Raw genomic sequence first — 25,648 nt, 5'->3', positions numbered from 1 at the left:
CTTCGGAGCATTGATGTCTTATTTAGTCTTCTGGTTGCGCCGGTCATCGATACTGGTGAGGATTTCCGAGAAGTCCTTTGTCTCGCGGAAGTCCCGGTATACGCTGGCAAAACGGACGTAACCGACCGCGTCGATCGCATGCAGCGATTCCATGGCGAGTTCGCCTACCCGTGTTGTGGAGATTTCGCTTTCCCCGGAGGCTTCCAGTCGCCGGACGATGCCGCTGACCATCTGTTCGATCTGCTCTTCCGAGACCGGACGCTTGCGAAGCGCGATCCGGATGGAGCGGGAGAGCTTTTCCCGATCGAACAGGGCGCGGCGTCCATCGGCTTTCACAACGGTCAGTTCACGAAGCTGGACACGTTCAACGGTCGTAAAGCGTTGTCCGCACGTCGCACAGGCGCGGCGGCGGCGGATGGATGTTCCGTCTTCGGCGGGACGGCTGTCCTTCACCTGTGTTTCGGCTTCACTGCAGAAAGGGCACCGCATCGCTTACTGTTCCTGATCCCGTGCAGACCGGAGCCTCCGATAACGGCGCCCTGTTCCGCACTTTCATGGCTCCTGCGACCGTCGCGCAGGAACTGTTTTTCATAATTCAGTGGTATATCGCCAAATCATCCGGGAGTCCCGCCCGCAACCCGGGGCTGTTTCCGCAGAGTCGCAGACGGGCGGACATGAACCGGGGAAAATGAAGCGGCATGCGGAAAGGAGCGGGGTGTGAGAAGTCTGTATGGTTCGTGGAAAGGCGGCAGGGCTATGGGAAAAGGCGGTGTGTTGCGACGTTATCTGACGAATGCGCTTGGCGTTTCCATGCTTTTGTCTGCTTCCACGGGATATGCCGACTCAACACCACTGCCTCATGAGGACGAACTGAATACCGAGGCCGTTAAGACCGGTTTCACCATCGCTGTTATTCCCGGGCAGGAGCATGCCGCGAAGGATGTGGTCATAAAAGGCGGATGGATGCAGCATGTCGGGGCTGGGCAGCACTATGTCGCCGCCTATTTCGAGCTGGAAAACAGTTCGGACACATCGTACCTGATCGACCGGATTTCTTCTCCATCCTGCTCGACCATGTTCGGTTATCATTCCGATCTGGAGGTTGGCACACTGACGCGACAGCTCTTCACGCATCTGACCCTGCCGGCAAAACAGATGCTGGTCTTTCCGCCGGGCGGTTATCATCTTGTCTGCAAGGTCGCGGAGGGGAAGGCGGTGGAGCAGGGGATGACCATTCCCGTGCAGTTCCATTTTCTGGGGGGCTCGGAAAAAACGGTCAGTTTCGAGGTGCGTGGCACCAGAGCGCATCAGCCGGTGCCACGCTCTACGGCAAACTGAATTGAGCAGGATGGACCGACAGGAGAAATCCGGAGTTTTCTCCTGTCCGATGCTTTTTTACCAGGTGCCGAGAAGGGACTTGGTGGCGTTCTTGGTCGCCGTGAGCTGTGACTTCTTGGCCTTGTAGGAACTGTCGATATTTTCCCTGCGCGTAGCCACATCGTTCTGATAGTTTTTGAGGCCGCCACTCACCTTGTTCCGGGCATTGGCGGTCTGAGTGTTTATGCCGTCCTTGTATCCGTTGACCTTGTCACTCACTGCTTTTTCACGGGCCGACACATTCTGGCTGTAGGAACTGGCACGGTTTTCGAGATTGGATCGAGTGTTCGTGACGCTCTGATTGACGGCGTCTTGACCGCTCTGACGCACGCCTGAAAGCAGGGAAGAACCAAATGACTGCTGGGTTGCCGGGACCGTGCTCTGGGCATGCACATCCTGCGCCGCAATGGCGAGGGAAAGGGCAGCAAAACCTGCGAAAGCCAAGCGCTTCATCATATATTCCTGATGCTGTTTCTGGTCATCGTCCTATCGTTGTCCTGTCTCCTGAATGAGGCAGAAAAGTTACCTACTGTAACAAGTGGCGGATTATGACACCATGTCGCACCGGGGATGGGCGCATATTCGGTTCAAACGGACATGTTTAAGCTGCTGAAGGCGCGCGATAGACAGGGTGTTAGGGCAATTTAACTGAACCCGCGTTCAGCGGGATTGCCCTAACTTTCCGGATGAGGAGAGGGCAGACTGGCAGCCTTTTCCCGAAGAAGACTCAGGATTTCCGATGCGGCCGCATCAGCGGGTGTCGACTGGCCCGGTGCGCGAAGGCCGGTAAGCAGGGTCTGAAACCCTTTCTTCTGACGGGCCTGAAGGAGAGGATCAGTCATGAGCTGGATAACCGTCTGCGCCAGTTTGTCCGGACGGCAGTCTTCCTGAAGCAACTCCGGCACGAGCGCTTCCCTCGCCAGAAGATTGACCATGGCGACATGGGGAACGCGGATCAGGCGACGGGCGATCGCGGCCGTGAGCGGATTGACACGATAGGTCACCGCCATGGGCACTCCAGCCAGAGCCAGTTCGAGAGTCGACGTGCCTGATTTTGTCAGGGCGGCGCTGGCGGCTGCGAAAGCTTCATGTTTTTCCGTGATCTCCGTCACGATCAGCGGTTGCACCGGCCAGAGAGCTGTTGCCTTTCTGACGGTGTCCGCCACGATCGGAGAGACCGGAATAACCGGGACGATATCCGGCATCCGTTTTTTCAGAAGCGTCAGCATGGCGCCGAAAACGGGCAACAGGCGAGGGGCTTCCGAGCGTCTGCTGCCGGGCATCAGAATCAGGATCGGGGCTGCGTCCTGTAGATGGTGCTGTTGACGGAATCGATGGGCATCCCCTCTGTCGGCTTCCGACTGGAGCACCGGATGACCGACGAAATGCGCGTCAAGATCGTGCTTCTGAAAGAAGGTTTCCTCAAAGGGAAGCAGGACGAGGAGTTTTTCCCATAGACCGGGGAATTTCCGCACACGGTGTTCCCGCCATGCCCAGACCTGCGGCGCGACATACTGGACGCGCGGAATACGCAGCGGGGCGATCCGGCGCAGCAGCCGGAGTGAAAAGCCGGGACTGTCGATGGTCACAACCAGATCGGGCCGCAGGGCTTCAATGTTGGTGACGGCTTCGTCAAGACGGCGGGAAAGTGACCGTATACGGGGCAGAATCTCCACCAGCCCCATGACGGCAAGATCTCTCATGGGGAAAAGACTGATGAGACCCGCCTCGGTCATGCGGGGGCCTCCCACCCCGGCAAAGCGGACATCGGGCTGCTGCTTTCGTAGGGCGGCCATCAGGCGCGAACCCAGCACGTCTCCACTGGCTTCTCCTGCGAGAAGCCAGATCAGGGGGGCGTCAGTCATGGAGTAAGGCTATCCGGACCTGATCAGGAGCAGCGCTGGCTGTCGAAGCTCTGTTTGGCTGGACCGAGAACGTGGAACCGAAGACGCTCGGCAGCAGCGGAGAGTCGCACACCACGGCTTTTGACGTTGAGGTGCAACTCGGTGCCCCGTTGATTCTGGAGCGCCATGTTGCCGGTGCCGCTACCGGCGGATGCCTCGGTGTTGACGGCCCAGAAAGTGCTGTCGAAGTCTTCGACAGTGGCCAGCCCGGTGACCGCGCCCTGCACGCAGGCATTGGAATAGCCGATGGCGGGCGCTCCGCCACCTTCCACGCGGATGGCATAGTCAGCACTTTTGAAATGCAGGATGCCGTTGCCCCACGTGTAGCCGGGGCCGAGATTGGCCTGCGTGATCCGAAAGACAATCCGGTCCGTATTATCGGCCCCCGGAGCGACCATGTCCGTGGTTTCGGCTGGAACCGATGCGGCCAGCGCCACCTTTGCCGGGACGATGCCAAAGCCGGTCACGGTGATCATCATGGTCGCGGCCAGAAATTGTCGGGTCAAGGTCGCACTCCTTATTCGGCGTTTCCCACAGACAACGGGCATTTTCAGACCGACTGGCAGAGAGGGCAGGCCGTCAGGGCTGCTGTCGCGTGCAGGAGACACCTTTGTTTCATCTCTTTTCATCTCCTGCAAGAATGTTTGTGAAGCCCGGAGGTTGCTCCATGAAAGCATTTCCCTTGACCGGCTCATTTTCTCCAGCGGTCCTCCGCCTCTTCCGGGCTTCGGAAGCCGTTTCGTGAACTGGCGTTGTTGGCAGTTTCTCCTGATGGAAGCCATGTCGTATCCCGGCTTTGCGAGATGGTGCGGGTGCACATTATACTGTTCCGGTTGTCCATGCCTCTCGACAATCTGCGGAGACATGGGCAGGAAAATGAGACGCATCAGCCAACGGAGAGCGGCAAAATGTCCTGTGCCTATGATTTCAGCCTTCCCGGTCTTCAGGGTGGTGTCGTGGATCTCGGGGCCTGGCGTGGAAAACCGCTCCTGATTGTCAACACGGCCTCGAAATGTGGTTTCACGCCGCAATATGAAGGTCTCCAGTCGCTCTGGTCGGAAATGGGGCATGAACTCGTCGTCGTTGGCATACCGTCCAATGACTTCGGCCAGCAGGAGCCAGGGAGCGCCTCAGAAATCGCCACCTTCTGCGCCCGTAATTATGGTGTGAGCTTTCCGATGACGGCCAGATGTCACGTCAAGGGCGCTGAAGCCACCCCGCTGTTCCACTGGCTGGCGGGAAAGGGCGGTTTTTTCGCCCGTCCACGCTGGAATTTCTTCAAGTACCTGATCAATCGGGAAGGGCAGCTTGTAAACTGGTTCTCCAGTATAACGTCTCCGACGTCAGGCCGTGTGCATGACGCCGTCAATCGCGTCGTGCTGGGAAGCTGAGCTGCCCACCGACGCGGAGGCTTTTGTCTCGCGTTGGGGCTGTCCATAAAACCGCCATAAGTCAGAACCAGAATCCCTGCCGTTTTCCAGCTATGCCGGGGGCGACGGCATCCCGTGACGGTGATAGAGACCCGTATATGATATCCCGCCCAGTTTTCTTCCTGCCGCTCTCCTGCAATCCGGTTCCTGCCGGTTACCCGCACCATCCGGAAGGACGGGGCGCTGTGCTCGGCGGTTCCATCGCAGACGCATGGAGCGCTCTGGTGGTGCAGGCCTCAGACCTTTCCGGCGGCCGGAACCGGCCTGATCTGCGTGTGTCTTCCAGCGATCGGCTGGAAGGCGGTTACGGCGGTGGCAACTTTGGTGGCGGTGGTTCCGGCGGCGGTAGTGGTGGCGGTGTGCGGCCACCGTTCCGGGGTGGCCCGCCGCGTCGTCCGCGTTTTCGCATGTGGCGCAAGCTGCTTGGAACCACTGTGGCCGTGCTGCTGCTCGGAACCGCGACGGCGGGCGTGGTCGTGTGGTACAAATATGCCGGTCTGGTGTCGGACCTCCCCACCGTGGAGGGGCTGCGTTCCTATCAGCCGCCGGTGATGAGCCGCCTTTATTCCGGTGACGATCGGCTCATTGCCGAGCTTGCGGCGGAACGACGGGTCTTCGTGCCCTATTCAGCTATCCCGGACCGCGTGAAGAACGCTTTTCTTGCCGCAGAAGACCAGAAATTCTGGTCCCACAAGGGCATTGACCCGGTCGCCATCCTGCGCGCCGGTCTCACGGACCTGTCCCGTGGCAAGGGGCGACGGCCGCTTGGCGCTTCGACCATCACACAGCAGGTCGCCCGCATCATGCTGCTGGGCTCGAACGCCCTGTCGATGGAGCGCAAGGCCAAGGAAGCCCTGCTGGCTCTGCGCGTGGAGCAGGTGCTGCCCAAGGAGAAGATTCTCGAAATCTATCTCAATGAAATCTATCTGGGTGACGGTGCTTACGGCATCGGCGCGGCGTCGCAGGCCTATTTCAACAAGCCGCTCGATCAGCTTGATGATTCCGAAGCGGCTTTTCTGGCTGCGCTTCCGAAGTCTCCAACCAACTACAATCCTTACCGTTATCCGGAAGCGGCCCGTAATCGGCGCAACTGGATTCTGGATCGTATGCAGGAACTCGGCTGGCTCGACGCCCAGTCTGCCGAGGCGGCCCGACAGGAAGCGCTCTCCACGAAAAGCTTCCGGCGGCCCGGACCCGCTCCCGGCTCTGAGTGGTTCAGCGAGGAAGTACGTCGCGAGCTGATCGAGAAATATGGCGTGCAGCAGACCATGCAGGGTGGTCTGGACGTGCACACAAGCTTCGACCCTGTCCTTCAGACCTCCGTCACGGCGGCGTTGCGGGATGGGCTTATGGCCTATGACCGTTCGCATGGTGGCTGGCGCGGTGCCGTCGGGCATCTCGACACCGTCACCCGAAGCGCCGCGCAGGACGAGGCTGCATGGACCGCCGCACTGGCCGCGGCGCCACATCCGAGGGGTATGCTGGATCGCTGGCGTCTGGCGGTCGTGCTGGATTCAGGTAACGGCACGGTCGGCTGGCTCGAAAGCGGCACGCCTCATCGTGCTGCGTTGCTGGCGAAGGATATGGGCTGGATGCGGGTCTATCGGGCGTTGCGCCCCGGCGATCTGCTGATGGTCGAACCGCAGGCCGAGGGCGGTCGTGTTGCGATCCGGCAGATTCCACGGGTCGAAGGCGCGGTCGTGACGATGGATGTCCACACGGGACGCGTGCTGGCCATGTCGGGTGGCTGGTCGTTTGAATCCTCGCAGTTCAATCGGGCTTCGCAGGCGATGCGTCAGCCGGGATCCTCCTTCAAACCGTTCGTCTATCTGACGGCGATGGAGCAGGGGGTTTCCCCGTCCCAGAAGTTTGATGATTCCGCCGTTTCCTATGGAAGCTGGCATCCGAACAATTATGAAAAGGATTTCTGGGGCGCGACGACGCTGCACGACGCGCTGAGGGAATCCCGCAACCTCGTGACCATTCGTCTGGCCGCGCATATCGGCATCAAGAGCGTCGCCAGGCTGGCCGAGGATATCGGGCTGGTGCAGAACATGCCGCATGTGCTGCCCGCGGCTCTGGGCGCTGTGGAGACGACCGTGCTGCGCGAGGCCGGCGCTTACGCCACCATTGCCAACGGCGGCCACAAGGTCACGCCCACCCTGATCGACGATGTGCAGGATCGCAACGGCCATATCCTCTGGCGACCGGAGGGGTTGACACTTTCATCTTTGGCTCAGGCGCAGACACCGGCGGTGTCGCCCTCTGGAACCGAACCGAATGCCGTCTTCCCGGATGCGGGGCAGGGCGATAACGCTTCCGCCCGCGCGTCTCAGTCGCCGTCTGGCGGGACAGTTGTTCCGGAAGCGGGGCAGTCGGATGTGCCTGCTCTGATGGACACGCGGCCGGCTGTCAGCAGCGAAGCCAGCGCCTTCCAGATCACCACCATGTTGCAGGACGTGATCAAACGCGGCACTGGCCAGCAGGCAGGAGTTGGAATCGACAACCCGATCGCAGGCAAGACGGGAACCAGTCAGGATTTCAATGACGCCTGGTTCGCGGGCTATTCAGCCGATCTGGTGACGATTGTGTGGATCGGGTTCGATCAGCCGCAGTCGCTCGGCAAGAACGAGACAGGCGGCACCATCGCCGGTCCGATCTGGAACCGGATCATGAAATCGGCTCTTGAAGGGCGGCCAAAGCTGGATTTCCCTGTGCCTGAAGGAGTGACGCTTGTGCGTTACGATACCGGTCGTGGTGTGACCGTCGATGCGTTCAAGGACGATCAGGTGCCGGGTGGCAGCTCCAGCTTTGCCGCAGGCAGTCCCGGAACGGGAGAGCTGACGGCTGCGGATACAGGCGCGGAAAATCTGCCTGATTCTGAAAGTGACATGTCGTCTGGTGGCGCTTCCGAGAGCAGCGCGCCCAGCAGTAGCGGTAGTGGGACAAATTCTGCGGCAACACCTGCACCAGCGCAGCAGCCGTCGGGTGGCGATATTGGCATGGGTGGGCTTTATTGAGGAGCAGAAGGAGAGGTTGGTCTCAGTATCCATGTCGTGATGTAATCAGGATCAGTTACGATTTCCCCTGTCTGTCTCAGTCGGTATTCTCCCGGTTCGGCGGGATGAAGCGACTGCATATCCGGGGGGAGATTGTAGGTGCTTCCTTTCCGTGAGCCTTCGAGACGGAGTGTAATGCCTCTTTCCGGGTCGCAGTGTGTGACGACACCGAAAAACTGTTCGTATGAGCAGCTGTCTCCCACCTCGCGGGTCAGGCCGATCAGCAAGGTGCAGCCGATAAGGTTTTTTGCAAGGGTTTCGTCCCAGAGGCGCATGCAGGCGACCTTTTTCTGTCGATCGGATGAAGTGCCGTTATTTTTTATCGTTCAGGTTGAAGCAAATTTAATGGGCTCTGTTTCCTCCTCGTTTTATTTGTGAGGGATGACAGCCGCGCCGCCTGCCTGTATTCAGCCCCGTTCAGATTAACCCCGAAAGACGGAGTCACGGTCGCATGTCCGCCGAGACAGAAGCGCTCAACGAGCAGATCAAGCAGTCGGTTGCGCTGCTGAGGAGGCATCTTTGACTGGGATGTCGCCCAGGGCAGACTTGCCGAACTGAATAACCGGGCCGAAGACCCGGATCTCTGGAATGATGCCGAGGCCGCGCAGAAGATGATGCGCGAGCGCACGCTTCTGGCCAACCAGATCGAGGGTGTTCAGAACCTTGAAAATGAGGTCGAGGATACGCTCGAACTCATCAGCATGGCCGAGGAAGAGGGCGACGCCGACATGGTCGCCGATGGTATGAAGACGCTCCACCGTCTGGCTGAAGAAGCCAAGCGTCGGGAGACGGAAAGTCTTCTGTCGGGCGAGGCGGATTCGAACGATTGCTATCTTGAGGTGAATGCAGGGGCGGGCGGCACGGAGGCTCAGGACTGGGCCGAGATGCTGCTGCGGATGTACAGCCGCTGGGCTGAGGCGCATGGTTACAAGCTGACCATGATCGAAAGTTCGGAAGGCGAGCAGGCGGGGCTGAAATCGGCGACGCTTCAGGTCTCGGGGCCGAATGCCTATGGTTGGCTGAAGACGGAAGCGGGCGTGCATCGTCTCGTGCGTATCTCTCCGTTTGATGCGGCGGCACGTCGCCAGACATCCTTCGCTTCGGTCTGGGTCTTCCCGGTGGTCGATGACACCATCGAGATCGAGATCAACGAAGCTGACCTGAAGGTCGATACGTTCCGTGCGTCCGGCGCGGGTGGACAGCACGTCAACAAGACGGAATCCGCCATCCGTATCACCCATATCCCGACCGGCATCATCGTGGCGTGTCAGACGGACCGTTCCCAGCACCGGAACCGCGCGACGGCCATGGGTATGCTCAAGGCGCGCATGTACGAGGCGGAACTTCAACGGCGGGAAGCGGCTGCTGCCCAGACGGAAGCCGCCAAGACGGATATCGGCTGGGGGCATCAGATTCGTTCATACGTTCTCGCGCCCTATCAGATGGTGAAAGACCTGCGAACGAACGTTGAAAAGGGTAATCCGGACGCCGTGCTTGATGGCGATCTGGATGATTTCATGGCGGCATCTCTCGCCGCACGCGTTGGAGCAACCCGCTCCGAGGCCAGCGCGTCCGCGCAGTAAGAACAAACGGGGTTCCGTGGTTGAGCCGGAACCCCGTCATTTAGAAATTCTTAAATTAAATTTAGATTAGCGTTCTCCTTGATTGGAGTGGGCTTTTTTTGCCATCGTGACGGGTCATGGTCAGGTCGTTCTGATGCTGGTCTGATGCGGATTTTGGCCAGAAGCGCTGTCGTCCGGGTTTTCCGAATAACGCCATAAATATGACGTATGACGTCATCTTTTCGTGAGGATTCAGCAAGCTTGCGTATTGCGGTAAGAAAAATCTTCCTATAACTATATCGAAATCGAAACATTTAGGATTCTGTATTGTGCAGGATAAATACATGGGAAATGATGTGCGCAAGGAAAGGTTTGGTCTCTTGACATCTGCTCCCGTCGATAGCCCAATCACGGTATTGCAGATGCCTCGCAGATGCGTCTCGCTGTTCTCCGCCGAAAGACGGGGAATGGTGGGGCTGTCGTCTGTTGTCGCAGGTATGCATCAAGGTCGAGCCGTCTGACATCAGACCAGGGAGAGTTTTGAGTATGCTGGACTACGCGCAACAGCGGCGTGACCCGACATTAAAGATTGCTGGCGTCTCAGGTGTCGCAGTGGTGTGCGGGATTCTTGGCGTGGTCTATTTCACCTGGAAAGATAAGGTGTCGGTGCCTGTCATACAGCCGCCGATCAAGGCGACTGTCATTCCGGAGGTGAAACCACCGCCGCCACCGCCGCCACCGCCACCCCCGCCGCAGTTGACTTCGCCACCGCCGCCTTATGTGCCGCCGCCGAAGATCAAGGTGCAGCCGCCACCGCGTCCGGTGGTGCATCATGTGACACACACACCGCCCCCCAAGCCGATGCCTCCGGCAAAGGTTACGCCGAGCACTCCGGTGCAGGCTCCCGTCGGTCCACCGACTCCGGATCATCTGGCTGGTTCCACGCCGTTGAACCGCGTCGAGCTGCATTATCCTGAAGAGGCGCAGGACGAGGGGCGGGAAGGGCATGTCACACTTGTCTGTGACGTGGAGCCAACAGGAATGACTGATAACTGTACTGTAACAAGCGTAAAGGGCGGTCAGGACTTCGCTGCTGCGGCGCTTCAGTACGTGCGTAAATCACGTTATCAGCCGGCTACCGCCAATGGTGTTCCTGTCAAGGAATTCCATCACACCTATACGATTACTTTCAGCCTGAGTGACAACTGACCGTATTTGAAGCTGTGGCTGTTCCACAATGCTATGGTTCTACCAGATGAGGACACTGACTCGATGATCCGACTGCTACGCCGCCTGCCTTACTCCACGCTGGCCATTCCGTCGCTGGCTGTTCTTCTGAGCACAGCGGCTCCAGTGGTGGCGCTCGCTCAGGATGCGGCTGCTCCTGCAGCGTCAGCTCCCGCTCCGGATGCAGCCCCTGCTGCGGAAGCCCCCGCTCCGGACGCAGCCGCGCCTGCCCCGGCTGCTCCTGCGGCCGATGCTTCTGCGCCGGCTCCAGCCCCTGTCGCCGCAGCGCCTTCAGACGCTTCAGCTCCCGCTGCGCCTTCCGAGGCTCCTGCTCCGCACGCGGCTCCGGCGACGGCTGTTGAAAATCCCTATGGACTGGGCGCCCTGTGGGGTAACGGCGATATTATCGCACGCGCCGTTCTGGTGATCCTCGTGGTGATGTCGATCGGCACATGGTACATCATGATCACCAAGTTCCTTGAGCAGGCGAAGCTTTTCTCTGCCGATCGTGACGCGACGAAGCACTTCTGGACCAAACCCTCCCTTCAGGAAGGTGCATCCGCGCTGAAGTCGTCTTCTCCGTTCCGCTACATTGCCGATACAGGCATTGTTGCCGCCGACCATCATGAAGGTACGATGCAGGAATCCATCGACCTGACCGACTGGACATCTTCTCAGATCCACCGTGCGGTTGATTCCGTGCAGAGCGATCTTCAGAGCGGTCTGGCGTTCCTCGGCACGGTTGGCTCAACGTCTCCGTTCGTGGGTCTGTTCGGCACGGTCTGGGGTATCTATCACGCACTGACGGCCATCGGCATTGCCGGTCAGGCTTCCATCGACAAGGTCGCCGGTCCGGTGGGTGAATCCCTGATCATGACGGCCATCGGTCTTGGAACCGCTGTTCCGGCTGTGCTTGGCTACAACCTGCTGGTCCGCCGCAACAAGACGGCCATGGAGCGTATCCGTAACTTCGCAGCCGACCTCCAGTCCATCATGATCGGTGGTTTCCGTCATGGTTCCGTTCGTCCGGGCAAGGATGCTTCTTCTCCTGCTAAAGGTGCCTGATCATGGGGATGTCTGTAGGCGGAGGCGATGACGAGGACACCGTCCTCTCGGATATCAACACGACACCTCTTGTGGATGTCATGCTTGTTCTCCTCATCATCTTCCTCATCACTATTCCTGTGGCGACACACTCGGTGAAGGTTGACCTGCCTAAAGACGTCAATCAGCCAAGCAAGATCATGCCTGAAAACATCACTCTGGCTGTGACGCCGGATGGTCAGGCCTGGTGGGATCAGACACCCATCCGTGATCATGCGGACCTGCTGGCGAGGCTGGAAAAGGTTGCGGCGAAACAGCCGCAGCCGCAGATCATGATCCGTGGCGACGGTAATGCCCGCTACGAGGCCGTCGGCAAGCTGGTGGCCGCCTGTCAGGAAGCTGGCGTGCTGCGGGTCGATTTCATTACCGAGACGCCTCATAGCTGAGGCGTCACTGGAAATGATCTGCACGTTTCAGGTGCATGTGTCGTTTGTTACCAATAAAACCGCATCGCAGCGCACCACGTGCCGGCGATGCGGGGCTCAGATGAGAAAGTGATTCTTCCATGGGTATGAATCTGGGATCCGGAGGCGACGAAGACGAAGGTATCGTCGATATCAACACCACACCGCTCATTGACGTGATGCTGGTTCTCCTGATCATGCTGATCATCACGATTCCGCTTCAGACACAGTCGGTTTCGATGAATCTGCCACAGGGCGATCCTCCGCCGCCGACAGAACAGCAGGACAAGGTCATCACTGTCGCGATCGATTTTGACAATTCGGTCACTTGGAACGGTATCCCCGTCGCCAATGAAAATGATCTCGTCGCATTGTTCCAGTCCGCTGCTGCTGAACCGGAGCAGGCGGAAATGCATATCAATCCCAATCGTCTTGCAGATTACAAGACGGTGGCTCATGTTCTTGCCGATGCGCAGCGTCTGGGCATCAAAAAGCTCGGTATTGTCGGGCAGGACCAGTTTATGGGAGCGCAGTAAGGCCATGTCTTTGCGGTTTATTCGTCTATCCTTCGCAATACGTGTCCTTTGTCTGACGCCTCTGTGCCTGACCACTCTTTCTGCCGGTCGTGCCGAGGATAATCTCAACCCCGCTGTCGCAAAATCGCTTGAGGCAGCCGGGCATGCTCTTTCCGCGCACAATTACGCCGAGGCCATGAAGGATGTGACGACCGCTGACAGCGTGTCGGGCAAGTCCGATTATGATTCCTACGTGATCGAGCAGATGCGCGGTGCCATTGCGTCACAGTCCGGCGATCGTGCTGTGATGCAGACCTCTTATGACAAGCTGATCGCCTCATCCAGAACGCCGCGCGACACCAAAGCGCAACTGTTACAGGCCGAGGCAACGGTCGCTTACACCGCGAAGGATTACCCGGCCGCGGCAGCCGGATTTGAGCGTTATCTGAAGCAGATCGGGCCGAACACAGATATCGAGAAATACCTGATTCAGGCTTATTATCTCCAGAAAGACTACGCCAACGCTGCCCGTGTGCAGAAAAAGCTGGTCGAGGAAACGCTGAAAGCGAAGAAAACGCCGTCCGAAAACGAGTTGCTCATGCTGGCATCCTGCCAGACACAGCTCAAGGACACGGCGGGGCAGATGCACACCTACACGCTGCTGGCCACCTATTATCCGAAACCGGATTACTGGGAGCAACTGCTGCACAGTCTCGTCACCAACAACAGATTGCCGCCTGCGCTTCAGCTTGATGTGTATCGTATTCGTCTGGCCGCAGGAAATCTGAAACTGCCTGCCGACTTTATAGACGCCGCTGAAATCGCGACCCAGATGGGACTGCCGCGTGTGGGTTTGGACATCATGTCACAGGGCTACACGCTTGGTGCTCTGGGGAAGGGCGCGGGCGCTGACCGCGAACTGAAACTGCGTAACTTCATCAGCGCGGCAGCCGACAAGAAACAGGCGTCGATTGCTGCGGATGAGGCTTCTGCCGTCAAGGCGAAGACCGGCGACCAGCTTCTGTTTGTTGGCTACAATTACGTCTCCTTCGGTCAGGCCGATAAGGGCCTTTCCCTTATGAAGCAGGCGATCGAAAAAGGCGTGGTGGATGCTGACATGGCGCGGCTGCGACTGGGAGAGGCCCAGATGGACGCCGGTCAGACAGCCAACGCCATTGCGACTTTCCAGACGGTTGCTGGGGACAATGCTGCGCACGATATCGCTCAGCTCTGGATACTGAAGCTGAAAAGCGTCGCGGGTAAGTAAACAGACACAGCGGCACATCGTATCCACTTGTGATACGAGTGGTGTCGCTGCCTTCTGGTCGGCATGCTGAAAGTGTCATGTGACTGGCCTGAAAAATGCCAGTCACATGACATTCGCTTTGATGTTGCTGTGTCAGTAACGCGAAACATTGCCCGACACATGAATAACCGGCCAGACATTCCATAAGACTGTTTCCAGTGTCATGATGCTTCCGCCTCAGCGACGAGAGGCGGATCAGACAGGAAGCACTCAATGCCCGGACAGATTGACGCTCTGCAGAAAGTCGATGACAATCTGGAGGCGGCTCTTGCGCGTCTTTTCGCGTTCCTGCGTATTCCCAGCATATCGACGCAGACATCTCACGCGGAAGATTGCCGTGCCGCAGCCGAATGGCTGAATGCGGAACTGTCTTCTCTGGGCTTTGCAGCCACCATCCATGAAACACCGGGTCATCCGATCGTCACGGCGCGCCGTGCAGGGTCTGCGGGTGCACCGCATGTGCTGTTTTACGGGCATTATGATGTGCAGCCGGTCGATCCGCTCCCACTCTGGAAGAGAGACCCTTTCGATCCACAGCTTGTAACCAATCTTGACGGCGCGCAGGAAATTCGCGCCCGTGGAGCAGCTGACGACAAAGGGCAGGTCATGACCTTTGTGGAAGCCTGCCGCGCCCTGATTGAAAGCGCCGGAGAGTTGCCCGTAGGCGTGACAATCGTGATCGAGGGTGAAGAAGAGTCGGGGGGAGAAAATCTTCTGCCTTTCCTCAAAACGCACAGCGCGGAACTGAACGCTGATCTGGCTCTGATCTGCGATACGGGCATGCTGGATGCGAAAACACCGGCTATCACCACAATGTTGCGCGGCATGGTTGGTGAGGAAGTCACGATCATCGCTGCGGATCGTGATCTTCACTCCGGTATGTTCGGGAACGCTGCCCGGAACCCAATACAGGTGCTGTGCGACATTATTTCCGATCTGCGGGACGGGGCGACAGGCCGTGTCACGCTGGCTGGATTTTATGATGGCTTGGCGGACATTCCGGCGAGCGTGCGCGAGCAGTGGCGCAAGATCGGCCCGACGGACGAAGACAGTCTCGGTGCTGTCGGGTTGCGCTGGCCAGCGGGAGAGCAGGGATATTCCGCGCTGGAGCAGACATGGTGTCGGCCAAGCTGTGAAATCAACGGGATTTCCGGAGGATATGAGGAAGACGGTTTCAAGACCGTCCTGCCTGCCCGTGCGATGGCCAAGATTTCCTTCCGCCTTGTAGGAACACAGGACCCGGAGACCGTTCGTGCCAGTTTCCGCGAGCATGTGCGCGTGCGCGTGCCATCTGACTGCACGGTCGAATTCAAATCACATGGCGGTTCTCGCGCCAGCGTGGTGCCTGCCGACATGCCGCAACTCGCCAGTGCGCTGGCCGCGCTCACCGAGGAGTGGGAGACGCAGGCCGCCGTTATCGGTTGCGGCGGTTCCATTCCCGTGGTCGGGGAAGTGAAAGAGGCGCTCGGTCTCGACACGCTGCTGATCGGGTTTGGTCTGGATGATGACCGTATCCATTCGCCGAATGAAAAATACAGCCTGACATCCTTTCATAAGGGCACCCGGTCATGGGTGCGCGTCCTGATGGCTCTCGCGCAATGACACGCCTCCCACTCGCCCTGACAATGGGTGATCCTGCCGGGATTGGTCCCGAGATCACTGCTGGCGCATGGCGGACCCTGCGGGATGAAGAGGCGGTTTTCGCATGGCTGGGTGATCCCGCGTGTCTTCCCTCGTCATTGCCGGTGAAAGAAATTGAAACAATTGAGCAGGCACCATCTGTTTTCAGGGATGCGCTTCCGGTTGTCCCGCTCGGGCTGGCGGCCCCGGTCACGGTCGGTGAACCTGACTCGGCCAACGGCCAGACGGTGATCGACAGCATTGCCCGCGCTGTTGGATTGGTGAAAGCGGGTGTGGCGGGTGGCGTTGTCACCAATCCCATCAGCAAGGCCGTGCTGCGCCGTGCGGGTTTTCCGCATCCCGGTCACACGGAATTTCTTGCTGAACTCTGCGATGTTCCGGGACGCGAGGTCATGATGCTCGCCAGTCCCATGCTGCGCGTGGTGCCGGTGACGATCCATGTTTCCCTGCGCGAGGCGCTGGAAACGCTGACCGAAGACATGATCGTCGAGACAGGATTGACGACAGCTCTTTCCCTCCAAAGGGATTTCGGCAATACCCGGCCCAGACTCGCGGTCGCGGGACTGAATCCCCATGCCGGCGAAGACGGGATGATGGGCCGGGAAGAGATCGATATGATCATCCCGGCGATCGAACGCCTGCGTGACAAAGGGATTGATGTTATTGGTCCGATGCCGCCCGACACCATGTTCACGGAGACCGCTCGGCAGAAATATGATGCAGCTCTCTGCATGTATCATGATCAGGCGTTGATACCCATCAAGACTCTGGACATGGCGCATGGGGTGAATGTCACGCTTGGGCTTCCCATCGTCCGTACATCCCCGGACCACGGCACGGCGTTCGATATCGCGGGCAGAGGGATTGCCGAAGCGACCAGTCTGGTCGCAGCGCTCCGGCTCGCCAGTGTCCTGTCTGAAAATCGTCTGAACTACAAAGGAGGGTTGCTCTCATGATCCAGCATCAGCGCCTTGGGGTGAATATTGATCACGTCGCCACCATTCGCAATGCGCGTGGAGGCACGCATCCTGATCCGGTCGAAGCGGCCCTGCTGGCCATAAAGGCGGGTGCTGACGGGATCACCGCGCATCTGCGCGAGGACCGGCGTCATATTCGTGACGAAGATATGAGTCGTCTCAGTGCGACCCTGCGTGCTCCGCTGAATATGGAAATGGCGGCAACGGAAGAAATGGTGGCGCTGGCCTGTAAACTGAAGCCGCACGCCTGCTGTATCGTGCCGGAGCGCCGGGAGGAGGTAACCACGGAAGGCGGGCTGGATGTCGCCGCGCAGATCGAAAGCCTGTCTCCGATGATAAGAAAACTCCGGGACGCTGGCATCAGGGTTTCGCTGTTTGTCGATCCTGATCCGGAGCAGATCGCGGCTTCCGCCGCCTCGGGTGCGGCTGTGGTTGAGTTGCATACCGGAGCCTATGCCCACGGGAAGGAGGGAGAAATCGTCCGCCTGAAAAAAGCGGCGAAGCAGGCGGCGGGTCTTGGGCTGGAGGTGCATGCCGGACATGGTCTCAGCTTCGGGAATGTTGCGCCGGTGGCTTCCATCCCGGAGATCGTGGAACTGAATATCGGGCACTTCCTGATCGGTCAGGCGATTTTTGATGGGTTGCCCGCCGTGGTGCAGGAAATGCGTCGGCTTATGGATGCCGCCCGCGCCAGTCTGACGCCCTGATCTTAAACCGACATTGTGGCGTGTATGCCACAGTCTGTGTCCTGATCTCTCAGGTGTGATTGACTCACTTTAACCTGCCTGTAATCACATCCTCATGATGGTTCCCACAAGACGCGTTCAGACCGTGTCCGAGGGATGAAAAGGGAACCGGGTGCGGTGGTTGATCGCCTATGCCCGGACTGCCCCCGCAACTGTAAGCGGTCAGGATGTTCGTCCGGTGTCATGCCGGCCCACTGGAGCGTTCCATCTCCGGGAAGGGAGGACAGTCCTGTCACACGCCGCGAGTCAGGAGACCTGCCATCATACCGGATGTTGCGGACGAGGCGTGTCGGACGGGGTGATCTGACAGGTTGGCAAGGCTGCGTGAAAGCGTGGACGACCTTTTGCTCGTGGCAACGCAGACAGTCACGAGCCAACCACAATGCCCTTTCGCGCCCTTTTGCTAACCGGTGCCTCGGTTCTTTCCACGCTTCTTGTGACCACGACAGCGCAGGCTGCTGATGCGGTTGTGGACACGAAGAAAGCCGCCGTCCGGCCAGTCGTCCACACTGCTGACGTGCCAACTGTCCGCTCCATTCTGTCCGAACACACGGATACTTGGCCTGAAGCCATTACGGTGAGCGCAGCCCGTCGGCCGATCAAGGCTGACGAGATCGGCACGGCCATGACGATCGTCACCGAACAGCAGATTCAGACCCAGCAGCGCCGTTCTCTGTCGGACATACTGGAAAGACAGCCCGGTCTGAATGTCGTCAGCACGGGAGGCATGGGGGGTACGACAGCCATTTTCATGCGCGGAAACAACTCCAACGAGGTGAAAGTGCGTCTCGATGGAATGGATGTGAATGACGGCAGCAGCACGTCAGGCGCGTTTGACCCGGCGCAGTTCATGACGGATGGACTGGGCCGGATTGAAATCCTGCGTGGTCCGCAGAGCGGTCTTTACGGCGCCGACGCCATGGCGGGTGTGATCGACATGACCACTGCGAAAGGGCAGGGACGCATCAAGCCTTTCGTGCGTGTGGAAGGTGGTTCCTATGGCACGTTCAATCAGGTGTTTGGCGCACGTGGGAGCCTTGACCGGTTCCACTACAATTTCGAACTGTCTCATTACAGGCAGACCGGTTTCCACTCGATCCCACGTTATATCGAACGCTATATCGGTACATTTTCGACCGTTACGAAAGAGCAGCGCGAACGGGGCAATACCTACGACAACCGCAGCGCGAATGTCCGTATGGATTATGACGTGACGGATAATTTCGATCTCGGTCTCACTTCGCGTCTGATGCAAAGCAATTACCGTTCGTATAGCTCCTACGAAATGATGGACGAAGCCTATGGTGACGCCCAGCGCGAGCGGCAGCGGACGATCCAGAACGAAGCCATTGTGCGCGGTACGGCGCATCTCCGCTCGTGGGGCGGTCTGTTCGATCAGGTGATCGGGCTGGGCTACATGACCAACTGGCGCAATTTTACCTACATCGGCACAGGCGCGGACGGGGGGGCGCGTCTGAACGATCCGAACTACTATCGGTCCTCGCGTCTGAAAATTGACTGGCACGGAACGCTGGATCTCAGGAAATATGGTTCCTTTCTGGTGGGTGCGGAACATTTCCACGATACCTATTACGGCAACCAGAGCGATGGGACGGGAACCAACGACGCGCCTTACAGCGATCGCGCCAGCATGGATACGACGGCCGGATATGGTCAGTACCAGGGAAACTGGAATCAGATTCTTTACGGTGCAGCCAATATCCGTTATGATTCAAACTCACGTTACGGACATTATGTGACATGGCGCGTTGCGCCAGCCATCCATATCCCCGGCACCGGAACCATCATCAAGGCCAGCGCGGGTAACGGCTTTCATGGACCGTCTCTCTACCAGCTTTTCGGGAGACTCAACGGAAGTTATTACAACTATCAGGGAAATCAGAAACTGCGGGCTGAACGCCTGCTTGGTTACGATGTGACCGTGGAGCAGAAGCTGGCGCATGATCGTCTGCATTTCGGCGCAACATGGTATGAAAATCATGTGCGTAACCTGATCCAGTCAACAACGACCTATTCAGCTTTTACAACTCTTTATTCCTACGCCAACGTGAATCGTGCCCGTATGTATGGCGTCGAGGCTTTCCTGAACTGGAAAGCGCTGGACAGTCTTGAGTTCAATCTCAATTATACATGGACTCACGCACGCGATACGACGGATGATCAGCCACTTCAGCGTCGCCCGCAGCACAAGTTCAACTTCAACACGACATGGAAGCCGATCAAGGATCTCACCCTGTCCGGCAATATTCTTTATGTCAGCGGCTGGCGCGATTACCCGGTCTACGCGGCGAGCGGCAGCTATTGCCAGACATGCGCCAAGGGGCATGGATATTTCACGATCGATCTGGCTGCCAGCTATCAGATCAACCGCTACCTGACGGTCTTCGCCCGTGCTGATAACCTGCTGAACCGCCAGTTTGAAAACCCGGTGGGTTATCTCCAGCAGGGCCGCGCCGGGTATGGCGGATTTACGCTGAGCTACTGAACGCTTTTCTCGTATGCCGGTCACGCGGAATGTTTGTGTGACTGGTGTACGCCAGTAAGAAATCATGTGTAAAACAGGGTATTTCGAATATCCTGTGTGAACACGGATAGTTCTTTGGCTTGGAAATGGTTGCGGTCATCAGGCATACCGAACCGTGATCCGCTGGTGTAAGAGTCCGGCAGGCTAAGACAGCGGTTGTCGTCCGTGGGTATGGCGGGGACCGTTAAAGTCAGTCAGCGCCATTTCTCTCGCATATGCTCCAGAGGAATGGCGGGTGACTGTCACTCTTTCGGGTATTGAGACATTTTCCTCGTGTTTCTGCTTCTTCCGGAGTTCCTAAAAGGCCCTCAGATTATGGAAACATTTTCATGAGTCTGCTTAGATCACTCAGAGAGCTTGCATATTCTGATGCAGGATATGAAGCGTATGATGATGTTATCGTCATTGATGGTCATGACGGTTTTGTACAGGAAGAGAATTTTTCTCAAAATATGCTGATTAATAATGTGGATAATGATACTTGTGGGATGGACTTTGATGACCGGAAAGCCATCGTTATTGGAAATGCCGTATAAAAATTCATGCACGGAAAGTCGGCTGTTGTGGGACTTGAACCAGTTCAGTTTTGTGCAAGGGCATTGATGCCCGGTCTTGTGTGATCTCTGATGCTCAGACCGCTCCAGCCGGTGTGTTTGAGAGCGGAGCGCCGACTGCTATAGCGTCGGTATGAACTATCGCCACCTCTATCACGCAGGCAATTTCGCCGACTGCATGAAGCACGCGCTGCTGACAGCCCTGCTCCGCGCGCTTAGTCGCAAGAATACGCCGTTCTCCGTCCTCGATACCCATGCGGGGATCGGCCTGTATGACCTGACCTCTCCGCAGGCGGAAGCGACGGGCGAGTGGCGGGACGGCATTGGTCGTCTGCTGGAACTACCTGCCGACGCGCCGGATCTTGAGCCGCTGAAAGACTGGCTCGCTCTCGTGCGACAGGTGATGAAGGAATATGCGGGAAAGATGATGTATCCCGGTTCGCCGGAGATTGTGGCCCGCTCACTGCGTTCCGACGACTCTCTGGTCTGCTGCGAATTGCATCCGGAAGATCAGCGGGCTTTGCGGCGCCTGTTTCACAACAATCCCGCCATAGCCGTGCATCACCGTGACGCTTATGAAGCCGTGACGGCTCTGTTGCCGCCCAAGACGGCCAAACGGGGACTGGTGCTGATAGACCCACCCTTCGAAGAGCGCTCCGAGTTTACTGACCTCGTCAGGGCCGTGATCACAGCGCGTCAGCGTTTCCCGTCCGGAATTGTGGCCGTATGGTATCCGATCAAACATCGTTCTCCACCAAGAGCCTTTTTCAACGCGTTGCAGGATGCCGGGCAGAGAAACCTGCTCAATCTGGAACTGACCATCCGTCCTCCGCTCGACCCAGCCCTGCTGAATGGCTGCGGCCTGCTGATCGCCAACCCTCCATTCAGATTTGACGAGGAAGGTGCTGCCATTCTCTCCACGCTGTGCAAATATCTCGGAGACGGAAACACGGAATCCCTGGTGGAGTGGGTTGTGCCGGAATGAAGCGGATTGCGGTCATCGGGGCAGGATCATGGGGCATCGCGCTGGCGCTTCAGGCGGCGCGCGCCGGAGCTGCGGTGCAACTGTGGGCCCGTAATCCCGCGACGAGGCTGCCGAACGGCGCGATGCCGCGTCTTGCGGATCATCCGCTTCCCGAAACCGTTACCGTGACAGACAGCTTGCTGATGGACGCGGATATGGTCCTGTCCGTTGTCCCGATGAAGTATTTTGCTTCCGTGCTGAAGGACGTGCGGACATCCGCGCCGGTCGTTCTGTGCTGCAAGGGCGTGGAGCCGGAGAGCCTGCGTTTCCCGCTCGATATTTTGCGTGACGGACGGCCAGACCTGAATGGCGCGATCCTCTCAGGGCCGAATTTTGCTCATGAGGTGGCTGATGGTCTGCCTGCTGCCGCAGTGATCGCCGCCGCGCAGCCGGGGCTGGCCCGCACTCTGGCGGATTTGCTGGGAACATCGCGTTTTCGTTTGTATGACAGCACGGATATCGCTGGTGTGCAGCTTGGCGGGGCGGCGAAGAATGTCATCGCCATTGCGGCGGGCGCGGCCATTGGCGCGGGTCTCGGCGAGAATGCCCGCGCCGCGCTGGTGACACGCGGACTGGCTGAAATCAGTCGTCTGGCCGGAGCGCTGGGAGGGCAGGCCGCGACGATGGCGGGGCTGGCTGGTGTGGGTGATCTGCTGCTGACCTGTACGGGTGGATCATCCCGCAACTATCGTGTCGGGCTGGCGCTGGGGCAGGGCAGCACTCTGCAACAGATTTCCATGACTCTCGGCGGCGTGGCTGAGGGGGTGGCGACCGCGGGTGCGCTGGCGGCTCTTGCGCGCCGGAAGGGGGTTTCCGTGCCGGTGATTGATGCCGTGACCGATCTGGTGGAGAGCCGGGCTGATCTGGAAACGGTGATGAACGGTCTGCTGATGCGGCCTGCCGGATCGGAGACGGGGCTATAATGTTTTCGGAGTAATGTCCGATGTCTGGCCGGACAAGGTTACGCGATGAAAAATGAGTTGGAGTGGTCTCCGTGGTCCGGTCTGAACGGAAACTGCCCTGAAATTTTTACAGATTCGTCCGATTTTCTGTTCCGTGAGACTGATGGAGGTCGGAGATGGGGCAGTCACCAGTCTGGCAATCATACGACAGCATAACGGATTGAGTTTTGCGGAGGTTGATGTTTGCTCCGCCCGCGCCCGCAAGGACCCACAGGCCGCGGGCTTGAGTGTGTTGGAGGCAAACGGTTTTCAAAGGCGCACCTTGGATGGGGTTCGAAGCACCGCCCCGTAAATCTCCCTGACATAAAGAAACACGCAGAAAAACCGCTGGTATCACTCCGCTTTCTCGGTCGCCATGATGCGCCCGCTGGTCATGTCGGCCAGCCGATGGGTGACATCCTCAACCTGCTGAACAGGAACGGCCACGACATAGGAAGCTCCTGTCGCATCAAACTCTTCGCTTTCGATGACGGCATCCAGAGCGGGAAGTCGTGATCCCACCAGCGCCAGATCGCTGAACGGACAGTGGAACGTCAGCCGGATACGCTCGATCACTTCGACGCGTTCCGCCAGTCGCAGGCATTCGGCTGCGGTGCCGCCATAGGCCCGAACCAGTCCGCCTGCACCGAGCTTCACGCCGCCGAACCAGCGTGTGACGACTACTGCAACCCGATCGAACCCCTGTGCTTCAATGACTTGCAGGATGGGGCGTCCTGCCGTGCCGCCCGGCTCGCCAGCATCATCACTGCGATAGCGGGCGCCGATCTTCCATGCCCAGCAGTTATGGGTGGCGTCGGGGTAGGAAACCTCCCGGATGAAGGTCATGGCGGCTTCTTCGGTCTCGACCGGAAGAGCCATTGCCAGAAAACGGCTTTTCTTGATTTCCTTCTCGAAATCCGCCCGTCCGACCAGCGTCTCGACCATCTCCGATCAGCCCTGTCGCCACACCCACAGGCGGGCTGCGCCATGAGCCCGCTCGGCCAGAATCTCCGCTCCCTCGACAGGCACCGGCTCGTCGCGCCCGGTTTCAGTGACGATCAGAGCACCGGGGGCAATCCAGCCAGCAGAGGTAAGGGCGGCGAGCGCCTGCGCGGGTAGGGACTGGCCGTAGGGCGGGTCGAGAAACACCAGTCCACAGGGTGTCGAGGCGCGCGGCGGCTTGAGAACGGTCGAAGCCAGAACGCGGCTCATGTCCTGCATCTGACAGTCGTGTACGTTTGTCCTAAGTGCTGTCAGGGCCGGGCGGTCTGTCTCGAAGAACGTACAGAATGCGCCGCCGCGTGACAGCGCCTCCAGCCCGAGCGCTCCTGTTCCGGCAAAACCGTCCAGCACATGGACGCCCTCGACACACTCCCGGCCTCCCCACGGCGCATGAAGGAGCATGTCGAACAGCGCCTGTCTCACGCGGTCAGCGGTGGGGCGGGTGGCCTTGCCTTCCGGAGCCGTCAGCGTTCGTCCGCGTCGTATCCCGGCGATAATCCGCATCAGCGGCGTCGCTTGGTGTCGATCTCCACGTCGCGTGGAATCTGCGTCTTCATGACCCGTCCGGGCACTTCTTCCAGTTCTCCTGGCTTGAGTTCCCCGAGAGGGAACGGGCCGTAGGACGTGCGGAGCAGGCGGCTGACATGCAGGTTCAGAGCCGTCATGACACGGCGGATTTCACGGTTCTTGCCTTCCCGCAGGGAGACGGTCAGCCACGCATTGTCGCCTTTGCGGGAGTCGAGCGAGGCTTCGATGGGACCGTATTTCACACCCTCGATGACGCAGCCCTTTGCCAGTCCGGCAAGTTCCCGCTCGTTGACCACGCCGAACACACGCACACGGTAGCGTCGTAGCCAGCCGTTGGAAGGCAGTTCCAGACGACGGGCCAGTGCGCCGTCATTGGTCAGCAGCAACAGACCTTCACTGTTCAGGTCCAATCGCCCGACGCTGACGACGCGCGGCATGCCTTCGGGCAGTTTTTCGAAGACTGTCGGGCGACCTTCCGGGTCACGGTGCGTCGTCACCAGTCCGTCGGGCTTGTGATAGCGCCAGAGGCGGGTGTGCTCCGGACCCTGCACGAGGTTGCCGTCAACGGAAACGGCATCGGTCGCGGTTACGAAGGTTGCCGGATGTTCGACCACGGCGCCGTTCAGTTTGATGCGGCGTTCTGTGATCATCCGTTCGATATCGCGGCGGCTGGCGACACCACTGCGGGCGAGCCATTTCGCGATACGATCGCCGCGTGCGTCTGTCGTGTTTTCGTTGCTGTCGTCTACCATACACCGTCTCCCGACACTGTTGCGTTCTGCGCGGCTTCGACAAAAGCCGTGAATAACGCGAGATCTCCCGGATCGATAAGAAATTCCGGATGCCATTGCACCCCGACACAGAACCGCGCCGAAGGGTCTTCAATCGCTTCGATGATGCCATCTTCCGCCCGTGCGGACACCCGGCCACGACCCGGATCACGGACGGCCTGATGGTGCGAGGAATTCACCGCCATCGTGCCACGCCCGACAATTGTACCGAGTAGAGAATAAGGCTCGATGGTGATGATGTGTCCGGCCTGATCGCGTGGATTCGGCTGTTCATGGGGGAGGGCATCGGGCTTTTCGCTTGCAATGTCCTGAATCAGCGAGCCATCCAGCGCTGCGGCGAGAAGCTGCATGCCGCCGCAGATACCGAGCACCGGCATGCCGCGCTCCATGGCGGCTTCCAGCAGCGCCATCTCCGCTGCGGTGCGGCCGGGTTTCAGCGTGGTCGTGGCTTCACTGCGCTCTTCGCCGTAGAGCGCGGGGTCGATGTCAAACGCGCCGCCGGTGACGATCAGCCCGTCCAGACGGTCGAGAATCCTGCCAGTCAGGCAGGGCGCGTAGGGAAGCGCTACAGGCAGCCCGCCAGCCTTGATGACGGCGCCCATATAGTTTGCCCGCAGGGCGTACCAAGGGAACGCGGAATACTGTCCGGCGCCGCCTGGTTCCTGATCGAGTGTCACCCCGATAAGGGGCATGGGAGCGAATGAGTCCATATCGCTCCCATTAGAGGAAACACTCTCCGTCGTATATGGCGACCGACCTGATACTCAGTCGGCTATAATTCAGGACTGTGGCTTGTTGCTGTGCTGGTGAACACGGTCAACCTTGACGTGCACAGGTTCCTGTTTTGAATGAAGATGATCTGATGCTGCAAAAGCCAGGCCGATGGTGGCGGCGGCAAGAACCAGTGTCAAACTCTGCATGACCTCTCCCCCTTCCACGCTTGCCGATGTCTTTGTGACGTCGGCAGCCAGTGATAATTCAGTGCGGCGCTTCCACATCCCATCGTGACAA

26 protein-coding genes and 1 riboswitch are annotated in these 25,648 nt (G+C 58.9%); of the genes, 16 read left to right on the top strand and 10 right to left on the bottom strand.

What is annotated here, in order from left to right:
* Positions 1–18 precede the first annotated feature (18 nt).
* Positions 19–489: a transcriptional regulator NrdR gene (nrdR, locus tag LKE90_RS06705; protein WP_291494439.1), complete on the bottom strand. Its 471-nt coding sequence runs from the start codon at positions 487–489 to the stop codon at positions 19–21.
* Positions 490–717: 228 nt separating this feature from the next.
* Between nrdR and LKE90_RS06700 the strand changes: the two genes are divergently transcribed.
* Positions 718–1,338: a copper chaperone PCu(A)C gene (locus LKE90_RS06700; RefSeq protein ID WP_291494441.1), complete on the top strand. Its 621-nt coding sequence runs from the start codon at positions 718–720 to the stop codon at positions 1,336–1,338.
* A gap of 57 nt (positions 1,339–1,395) precedes the next feature.
* Here the strand turns inward: LKE90_RS06700 and LKE90_RS06695 are convergent, their stop codons facing one another.
* The 3 genes from LKE90_RS06695 to LKE90_RS06685 all read right to left on the bottom strand — a co-directional run bounded on the left by LKE90_RS06695 (position 1,396) and on the right by LKE90_RS06685 (position 3,787).
* Positions 1,396–1,833 carry a hypothetical protein gene (locus tag LKE90_RS06695; RefSeq protein ID WP_291494443.1) on the bottom strand — a complete coding sequence of 146 codons (438 nt, stop codon included), beginning with the start codon at positions 1,831–1,833 and terminating at the stop codon, positions 1,396–1,398.
* 218 nt (positions 1,834–2,051) lie between these two features.
* Positions 2,052–3,242 carry a lipid-A-disaccharide synthase gene (gene lpxB / locus LKE90_RS06690; RefSeq protein ID WP_291494445.1) on the bottom strand — a complete coding sequence of 397 codons (1,191 nt, stop codon included), beginning with the start codon at positions 3,240–3,242 and terminating at the stop codon, positions 2,052–2,054.
* Positions 3,243–3,265: 23 nt separating this feature from the next.
* Entirely contained in the window at positions 3,266–3,787 is a 522-nt protein-coding gene (locus tag LKE90_RS06685) for a hypothetical protein (protein WP_291494447.1), read from the bottom strand.
* 402 nt (positions 3,788–4,189) lie between these two features.
* On the opposite strand from LKE90_RS06685, the gene LKE90_RS06680 reads away from it, so the two are divergent.
* Together LKE90_RS06680 and LKE90_RS06675 are read left to right on the top strand one after the other, a co-directional pair.
* Positions 4,190–4,672, top strand: coding sequence for a glutathione peroxidase (locus tag LKE90_RS06680; protein WP_291494449.1), 483 nt, complete (start codon positions 4,190–4,192; stop codon positions 4,670–4,672).
* Positions 4,673–4,809: 137 nt separating this feature from the next.
* Positions 4,810–7,731 (top strand): penicillin-binding protein 1A, encoded by a 2,922-nt coding sequence (locus LKE90_RS06675; protein WP_291494451.1) that lies wholly within the window; start codon positions 4,810–4,812, stop codon positions 7,729–7,731.
* Here LKE90_RS06675 and LKE90_RS06670 read toward each other — a convergent pair.
* Positions 7,725–8,045: a hypothetical protein gene (locus LKE90_RS06670; protein ID WP_291494453.1), complete on the bottom strand. Its 321-nt coding sequence runs from the start codon at positions 8,043–8,045 to the stop codon at positions 7,725–7,727. The genes LKE90_RS06675 and LKE90_RS06670 overlap by 7 nt on opposite strands.
* Before the next feature lie 176 nt (positions 8,046–8,221).
* On the opposite strand from LKE90_RS06670, the gene prfB reads away from it, so the two are divergent.
* From prfB to LKE90_RS06605, 13 genes are all read left to right on the top strand, one after another.
* A protein-coding gene (prfB, locus tag LKE90_RS06665; protein WP_291494455.1) for a peptide chain release factor 2 occupies positions 8,222–9,353 on the top strand; the annotation gives its coding sequence in 2 pieces (ribosomal slippage) (positions 8,222–8,290 and positions 8,292–9,353; 1,131 coding nt in all).
* A gap of 525 nt (positions 9,354–9,878) precedes the next feature.
* Entirely contained in the window at positions 9,879–10,541 is a 663-nt protein-coding gene (locus tag LKE90_RS06660; protein ID WP_291494457.1) for an energy transducer TonB, read from the top strand.
* Positions 10,542–10,604: 63 nt separating this feature from the next.
* On the top strand, positions 10,605–11,624 hold the full coding sequence (locus tag LKE90_RS06655) for a MotA/TolQ/ExbB proton channel family protein (RefSeq protein WP_291494458.1): 1,020 nt from the start codon (positions 10,605–10,607) through the stop codon (positions 11,622–11,624).
* A 2-nt stretch (positions 11,625–11,626) separates the two neighbouring features.
* Positions 11,627–12,049: an ExbD/TolR family protein gene (locus tag LKE90_RS06650; protein ID WP_291494460.1), complete on the top strand. Its 423-nt coding sequence runs from the start codon at positions 11,627–11,629 to the stop codon at positions 12,047–12,049.
* A gap of 119 nt (positions 12,050–12,168) precedes the next feature.
* Positions 12,169–12,603, top strand: coding sequence for an ExbD/TolR family protein (locus LKE90_RS06645; RefSeq protein ID WP_291494461.1), 435 nt, complete (start codon positions 12,169–12,171; stop codon positions 12,601–12,603).
* A 4-nt stretch (positions 12,604–12,607) separates the two neighbouring features.
* The gene (locus LKE90_RS06640; RefSeq protein WP_291494463.1) at positions 12,608–13,849 is read left to right on the top strand and encodes a hypothetical protein; all 1,242 of its coding nucleotides are present in this window, start codon (positions 12,608–12,610) and stop codon (positions 13,847–13,849) included.
* A gap of 252 nt (positions 13,850–14,101) precedes the next feature.
* A complete protein-coding gene (locus LKE90_RS06635) occupies positions 14,102–15,490 on the top strand; it encodes a M20/M25/M40 family metallo-hydrolase (RefSeq protein ID WP_291494465.1) in 1,389 nt (462 codons plus the stop codon).
* The gene (pdxA, locus tag LKE90_RS06630; protein WP_291494467.1) at positions 15,487–16,485 is read left to right on the top strand and encodes a 4-hydroxythreonine-4-phosphate dehydrogenase PdxA; all 999 of its coding nucleotides are present in this window, start codon (positions 15,487–15,489) and stop codon (positions 16,483–16,485) included. Before LKE90_RS06635 ends, pdxA begins: the two co-directional genes overlap by 4 nt.
* The gene (locus LKE90_RS06625; RefSeq protein ID WP_291494469.1) at positions 16,482–17,213 is read left to right on the top strand and encodes a pyridoxine 5'-phosphate synthase; all 732 of its coding nucleotides are present in this window, start codon (positions 16,482–16,484) and stop codon (positions 17,211–17,213) included. Before pdxA ends, LKE90_RS06625 begins: the two co-directional genes overlap by 4 nt.
* Positions 17,214–17,294: 81 nt before the next feature.
* A riboswitch (cobalamin riboswitch) is annotated at positions 17,295–17,529 on the top strand.
* A gap of 105 nt (positions 17,530–17,634) precedes the next feature.
* Positions 17,635–19,758 carry a TonB-dependent receptor plug domain-containing protein gene (locus tag LKE90_RS06620; protein ID WP_291494470.1) on the top strand — a complete coding sequence of 708 codons (2,124 nt, stop codon included), beginning with the start codon at positions 17,635–17,637 and terminating at the stop codon, positions 19,756–19,758.
* A gap of 368 nt (positions 19,759–20,126) precedes the next feature.
* Positions 20,127–20,333: a hypothetical protein gene (locus LKE90_RS06615; RefSeq protein ID WP_291494472.1), complete on the top strand. Its 207-nt coding sequence runs from the start codon at positions 20,127–20,129 to the stop codon at positions 20,331–20,333.
* 151 nt (positions 20,334–20,484) lie between these two features.
* Entirely contained in the window at positions 20,485–21,336 is an 852-nt protein-coding gene (locus LKE90_RS06610) for a 23S rRNA (adenine(2030)-N(6))-methyltransferase RlmJ (RefSeq protein ID WP_291494474.1), read from the top strand.
* The gene (locus LKE90_RS06605) at positions 21,333–22,298 is read left to right on the top strand and encodes an NAD(P)H-dependent glycerol-3-phosphate dehydrogenase (RefSeq protein ID WP_291494476.1); all 966 of its coding nucleotides are present in this window, start codon (positions 21,333–21,335) and stop codon (positions 22,296–22,298) included. The genes LKE90_RS06610 and LKE90_RS06605 overlap by 4 nt, the downstream gene beginning before the upstream one ends.
* 372 nt (positions 22,299–22,670) lie before the next feature.
* On the opposite strand, the gene LKE90_RS06600 is transcribed toward LKE90_RS06605, so the two are convergent.
* The 5 genes from LKE90_RS06600 to LKE90_RS06580 form a co-directional block, all read right to left on the bottom strand.
* Complete coding sequence (locus tag LKE90_RS06600; RefSeq protein ID WP_291494478.1) at positions 22,671–23,261, bottom strand: IMPACT family protein; 591 nt, start codon at positions 23,259–23,261, stop codon at positions 22,671–22,673.
* Positions 23,262–23,267: 6 nt separating this feature from the next.
* Entirely contained in the window at positions 23,268–23,822 is a 555-nt protein-coding gene (gene rsmD, locus LKE90_RS06595; RefSeq protein WP_291494480.1) for a 16S rRNA (guanine(966)-N(2))-methyltransferase RsmD, read from the bottom strand.
* Entirely contained in the window at positions 23,822–24,598 is a 777-nt protein-coding gene (locus tag LKE90_RS06590; protein WP_291494482.1) for a pseudouridine synthase, read from the bottom strand. Before LKE90_RS06590 ends, rsmD begins: the two co-directional genes overlap by 1 nt.
* The gene (locus tag LKE90_RS06585; protein WP_291494484.1) at positions 24,592–25,347 is read right to left on the bottom strand and encodes a gamma-glutamyl-gamma-aminobutyrate hydrolase family protein; all 756 of its coding nucleotides are present in this window, start codon (positions 25,345–25,347) and stop codon (positions 24,592–24,594) included. Before LKE90_RS06585 ends, LKE90_RS06590 begins: the two co-directional genes overlap by 7 nt.
* 69 nt (positions 25,348–25,416) lie before the next feature.
* Positions 25,417–25,557 carry a hypothetical protein gene (locus LKE90_RS06580; RefSeq protein WP_291494486.1) on the bottom strand — a complete coding sequence of 47 codons (141 nt, stop codon included), beginning with the start codon at positions 25,555–25,557 and terminating at the stop codon, positions 25,417–25,419.
* Between the last annotated feature and the right edge of the window lie 91 nt (positions 25,558–25,648).

Source organism: Acetobacter sp., from assembly GCF_022483985.1.
In the GTDB taxonomy this organism is placed as follows: Bacteria; Pseudomonadota; Alphaproteobacteria; order Acetobacterales; family Acetobacteraceae; genus Acetobacter.
Note: the sequence above shows the minus strand (reverse complement) of the source record. Positions and strands in the feature narration are given on the sequence as shown.

Coding starts and splice junctions, on each gene's coding strand:
- nrdR (WP_291494439.1), bottom strand. CDS start 489: ATGCGGTGCCCTTTCTGCAGTGAAGCCGAAACACAGGTGAAGGACAGC.
- LKE90_RS06695 (WP_291494443.1), bottom strand. CDS start 1,833: ATGATGAAGCGCTTGGCTTTCGCAGGTTTTGCTGCCCTTTCCCTCGCC.
- lpxB (WP_291494445.1), bottom strand. CDS start 3,242: ATGACTGACGCCCCCCTGATCTGGCTTCTCGCAGGAGAAGCCAGTGGA.
- LKE90_RS06680 (WP_291494449.1), top strand. CDS start 4,190: ATGTCCTGTGCCTATGATTTCAGCCTTCCCGGTCTTCAGGGTGGTGTC.
- LKE90_RS06675 (WP_291494451.1), top strand. CDS start 4,810: ATGATATCCCGCCCAGTTTTCTTCCTGCCGCTCTCCTGCAATCCGGTT.
- LKE90_RS06670 (WP_291494453.1), bottom strand. CDS start 8,045: ATGCGCCTCTGGGACGAAACCCTTGCAAAAAACCTTATCGGCTGCACC.
- LKE90_RS06660 (WP_291494457.1), top strand. CDS start 9,879: ATGCTGGACTACGCGCAACAGCGGCGTGACCCGACATTAAAGATTGCT.
- LKE90_RS06655 (WP_291494458.1), top strand. CDS start 10,605: ATGATCCGACTGCTACGCCGCCTGCCTTACTCCACGCTGGCCATTCCG.
- LKE90_RS06650 (WP_291494460.1), top strand. CDS start 11,627: ATGGGGATGTCTGTAGGCGGAGGCGATGACGAGGACACCGTCCTCTCG.
- LKE90_RS06645 (WP_291494461.1), top strand. CDS start 12,169: ATGGGTATGAATCTGGGATCCGGAGGCGACGAAGACGAAGGTATCGTC.
- LKE90_RS06640 (WP_291494463.1), top strand. CDS start 12,608: ATGTCTTTGCGGTTTATTCGTCTATCCTTCGCAATACGTGTCCTTTGT.
- LKE90_RS06635 (WP_291494465.1), top strand. CDS start 14,102: ATGCCCGGACAGATTGACGCTCTGCAGAAAGTCGATGACAATCTGGAG.
- pdxA (WP_291494467.1), top strand. CDS start 15,487: ATGACACGCCTCCCACTCGCCCTGACAATGGGTGATCCTGCCGGGATT.
- LKE90_RS06625 (WP_291494469.1), top strand. CDS start 16,482: ATGATCCAGCATCAGCGCCTTGGGGTGAATATTGATCACGTCGCCACC.
- LKE90_RS06620 (WP_291494470.1), top strand. CDS start 17,635: ATGCCCTTTCGCGCCCTTTTGCTAACCGGTGCCTCGGTTCTTTCCACG.
- LKE90_RS06615 (WP_291494472.1), top strand. CDS start 20,127: ATGAGTCTGCTTAGATCACTCAGAGAGCTTGCATATTCTGATGCAGGA.
- LKE90_RS06610 (WP_291494474.1), top strand. CDS start 20,485: ATGAACTATCGCCACCTCTATCACGCAGGCAATTTCGCCGACTGCATG.
- LKE90_RS06605 (WP_291494476.1), top strand. CDS start 21,333: ATGAAGCGGATTGCGGTCATCGGGGCAGGATCATGGGGCATCGCGCTG.
- LKE90_RS06600 (WP_291494478.1), bottom strand. CDS start 23,261: ATGGTCGAGACGCTGGTCGGACGGGCGGATTTCGAGAAGGAAATCAAG.
- rsmD (WP_291494480.1), bottom strand. CDS start 23,822: ATGCGGATTATCGCCGGGATACGACGCGGACGAACGCTGACGGCTCCG.
- LKE90_RS06590 (WP_291494482.1), bottom strand. CDS start 24,598: ATGGTAGACGACAGCAACGAAAACACGACAGACGCACGCGGCGATCGT.
- LKE90_RS06585 (WP_291494484.1), bottom strand. CDS start 25,347: ATGGACTCATTCGCTCCCATGCCCCTTATCGGGGTGACACTCGATCAG.
- LKE90_RS06580 (WP_291494486.1), bottom strand. CDS start 25,557: ATGCAGAGTTTGACACTGGTTCTTGCCGCCGCCACCATCGGCCTGGCT.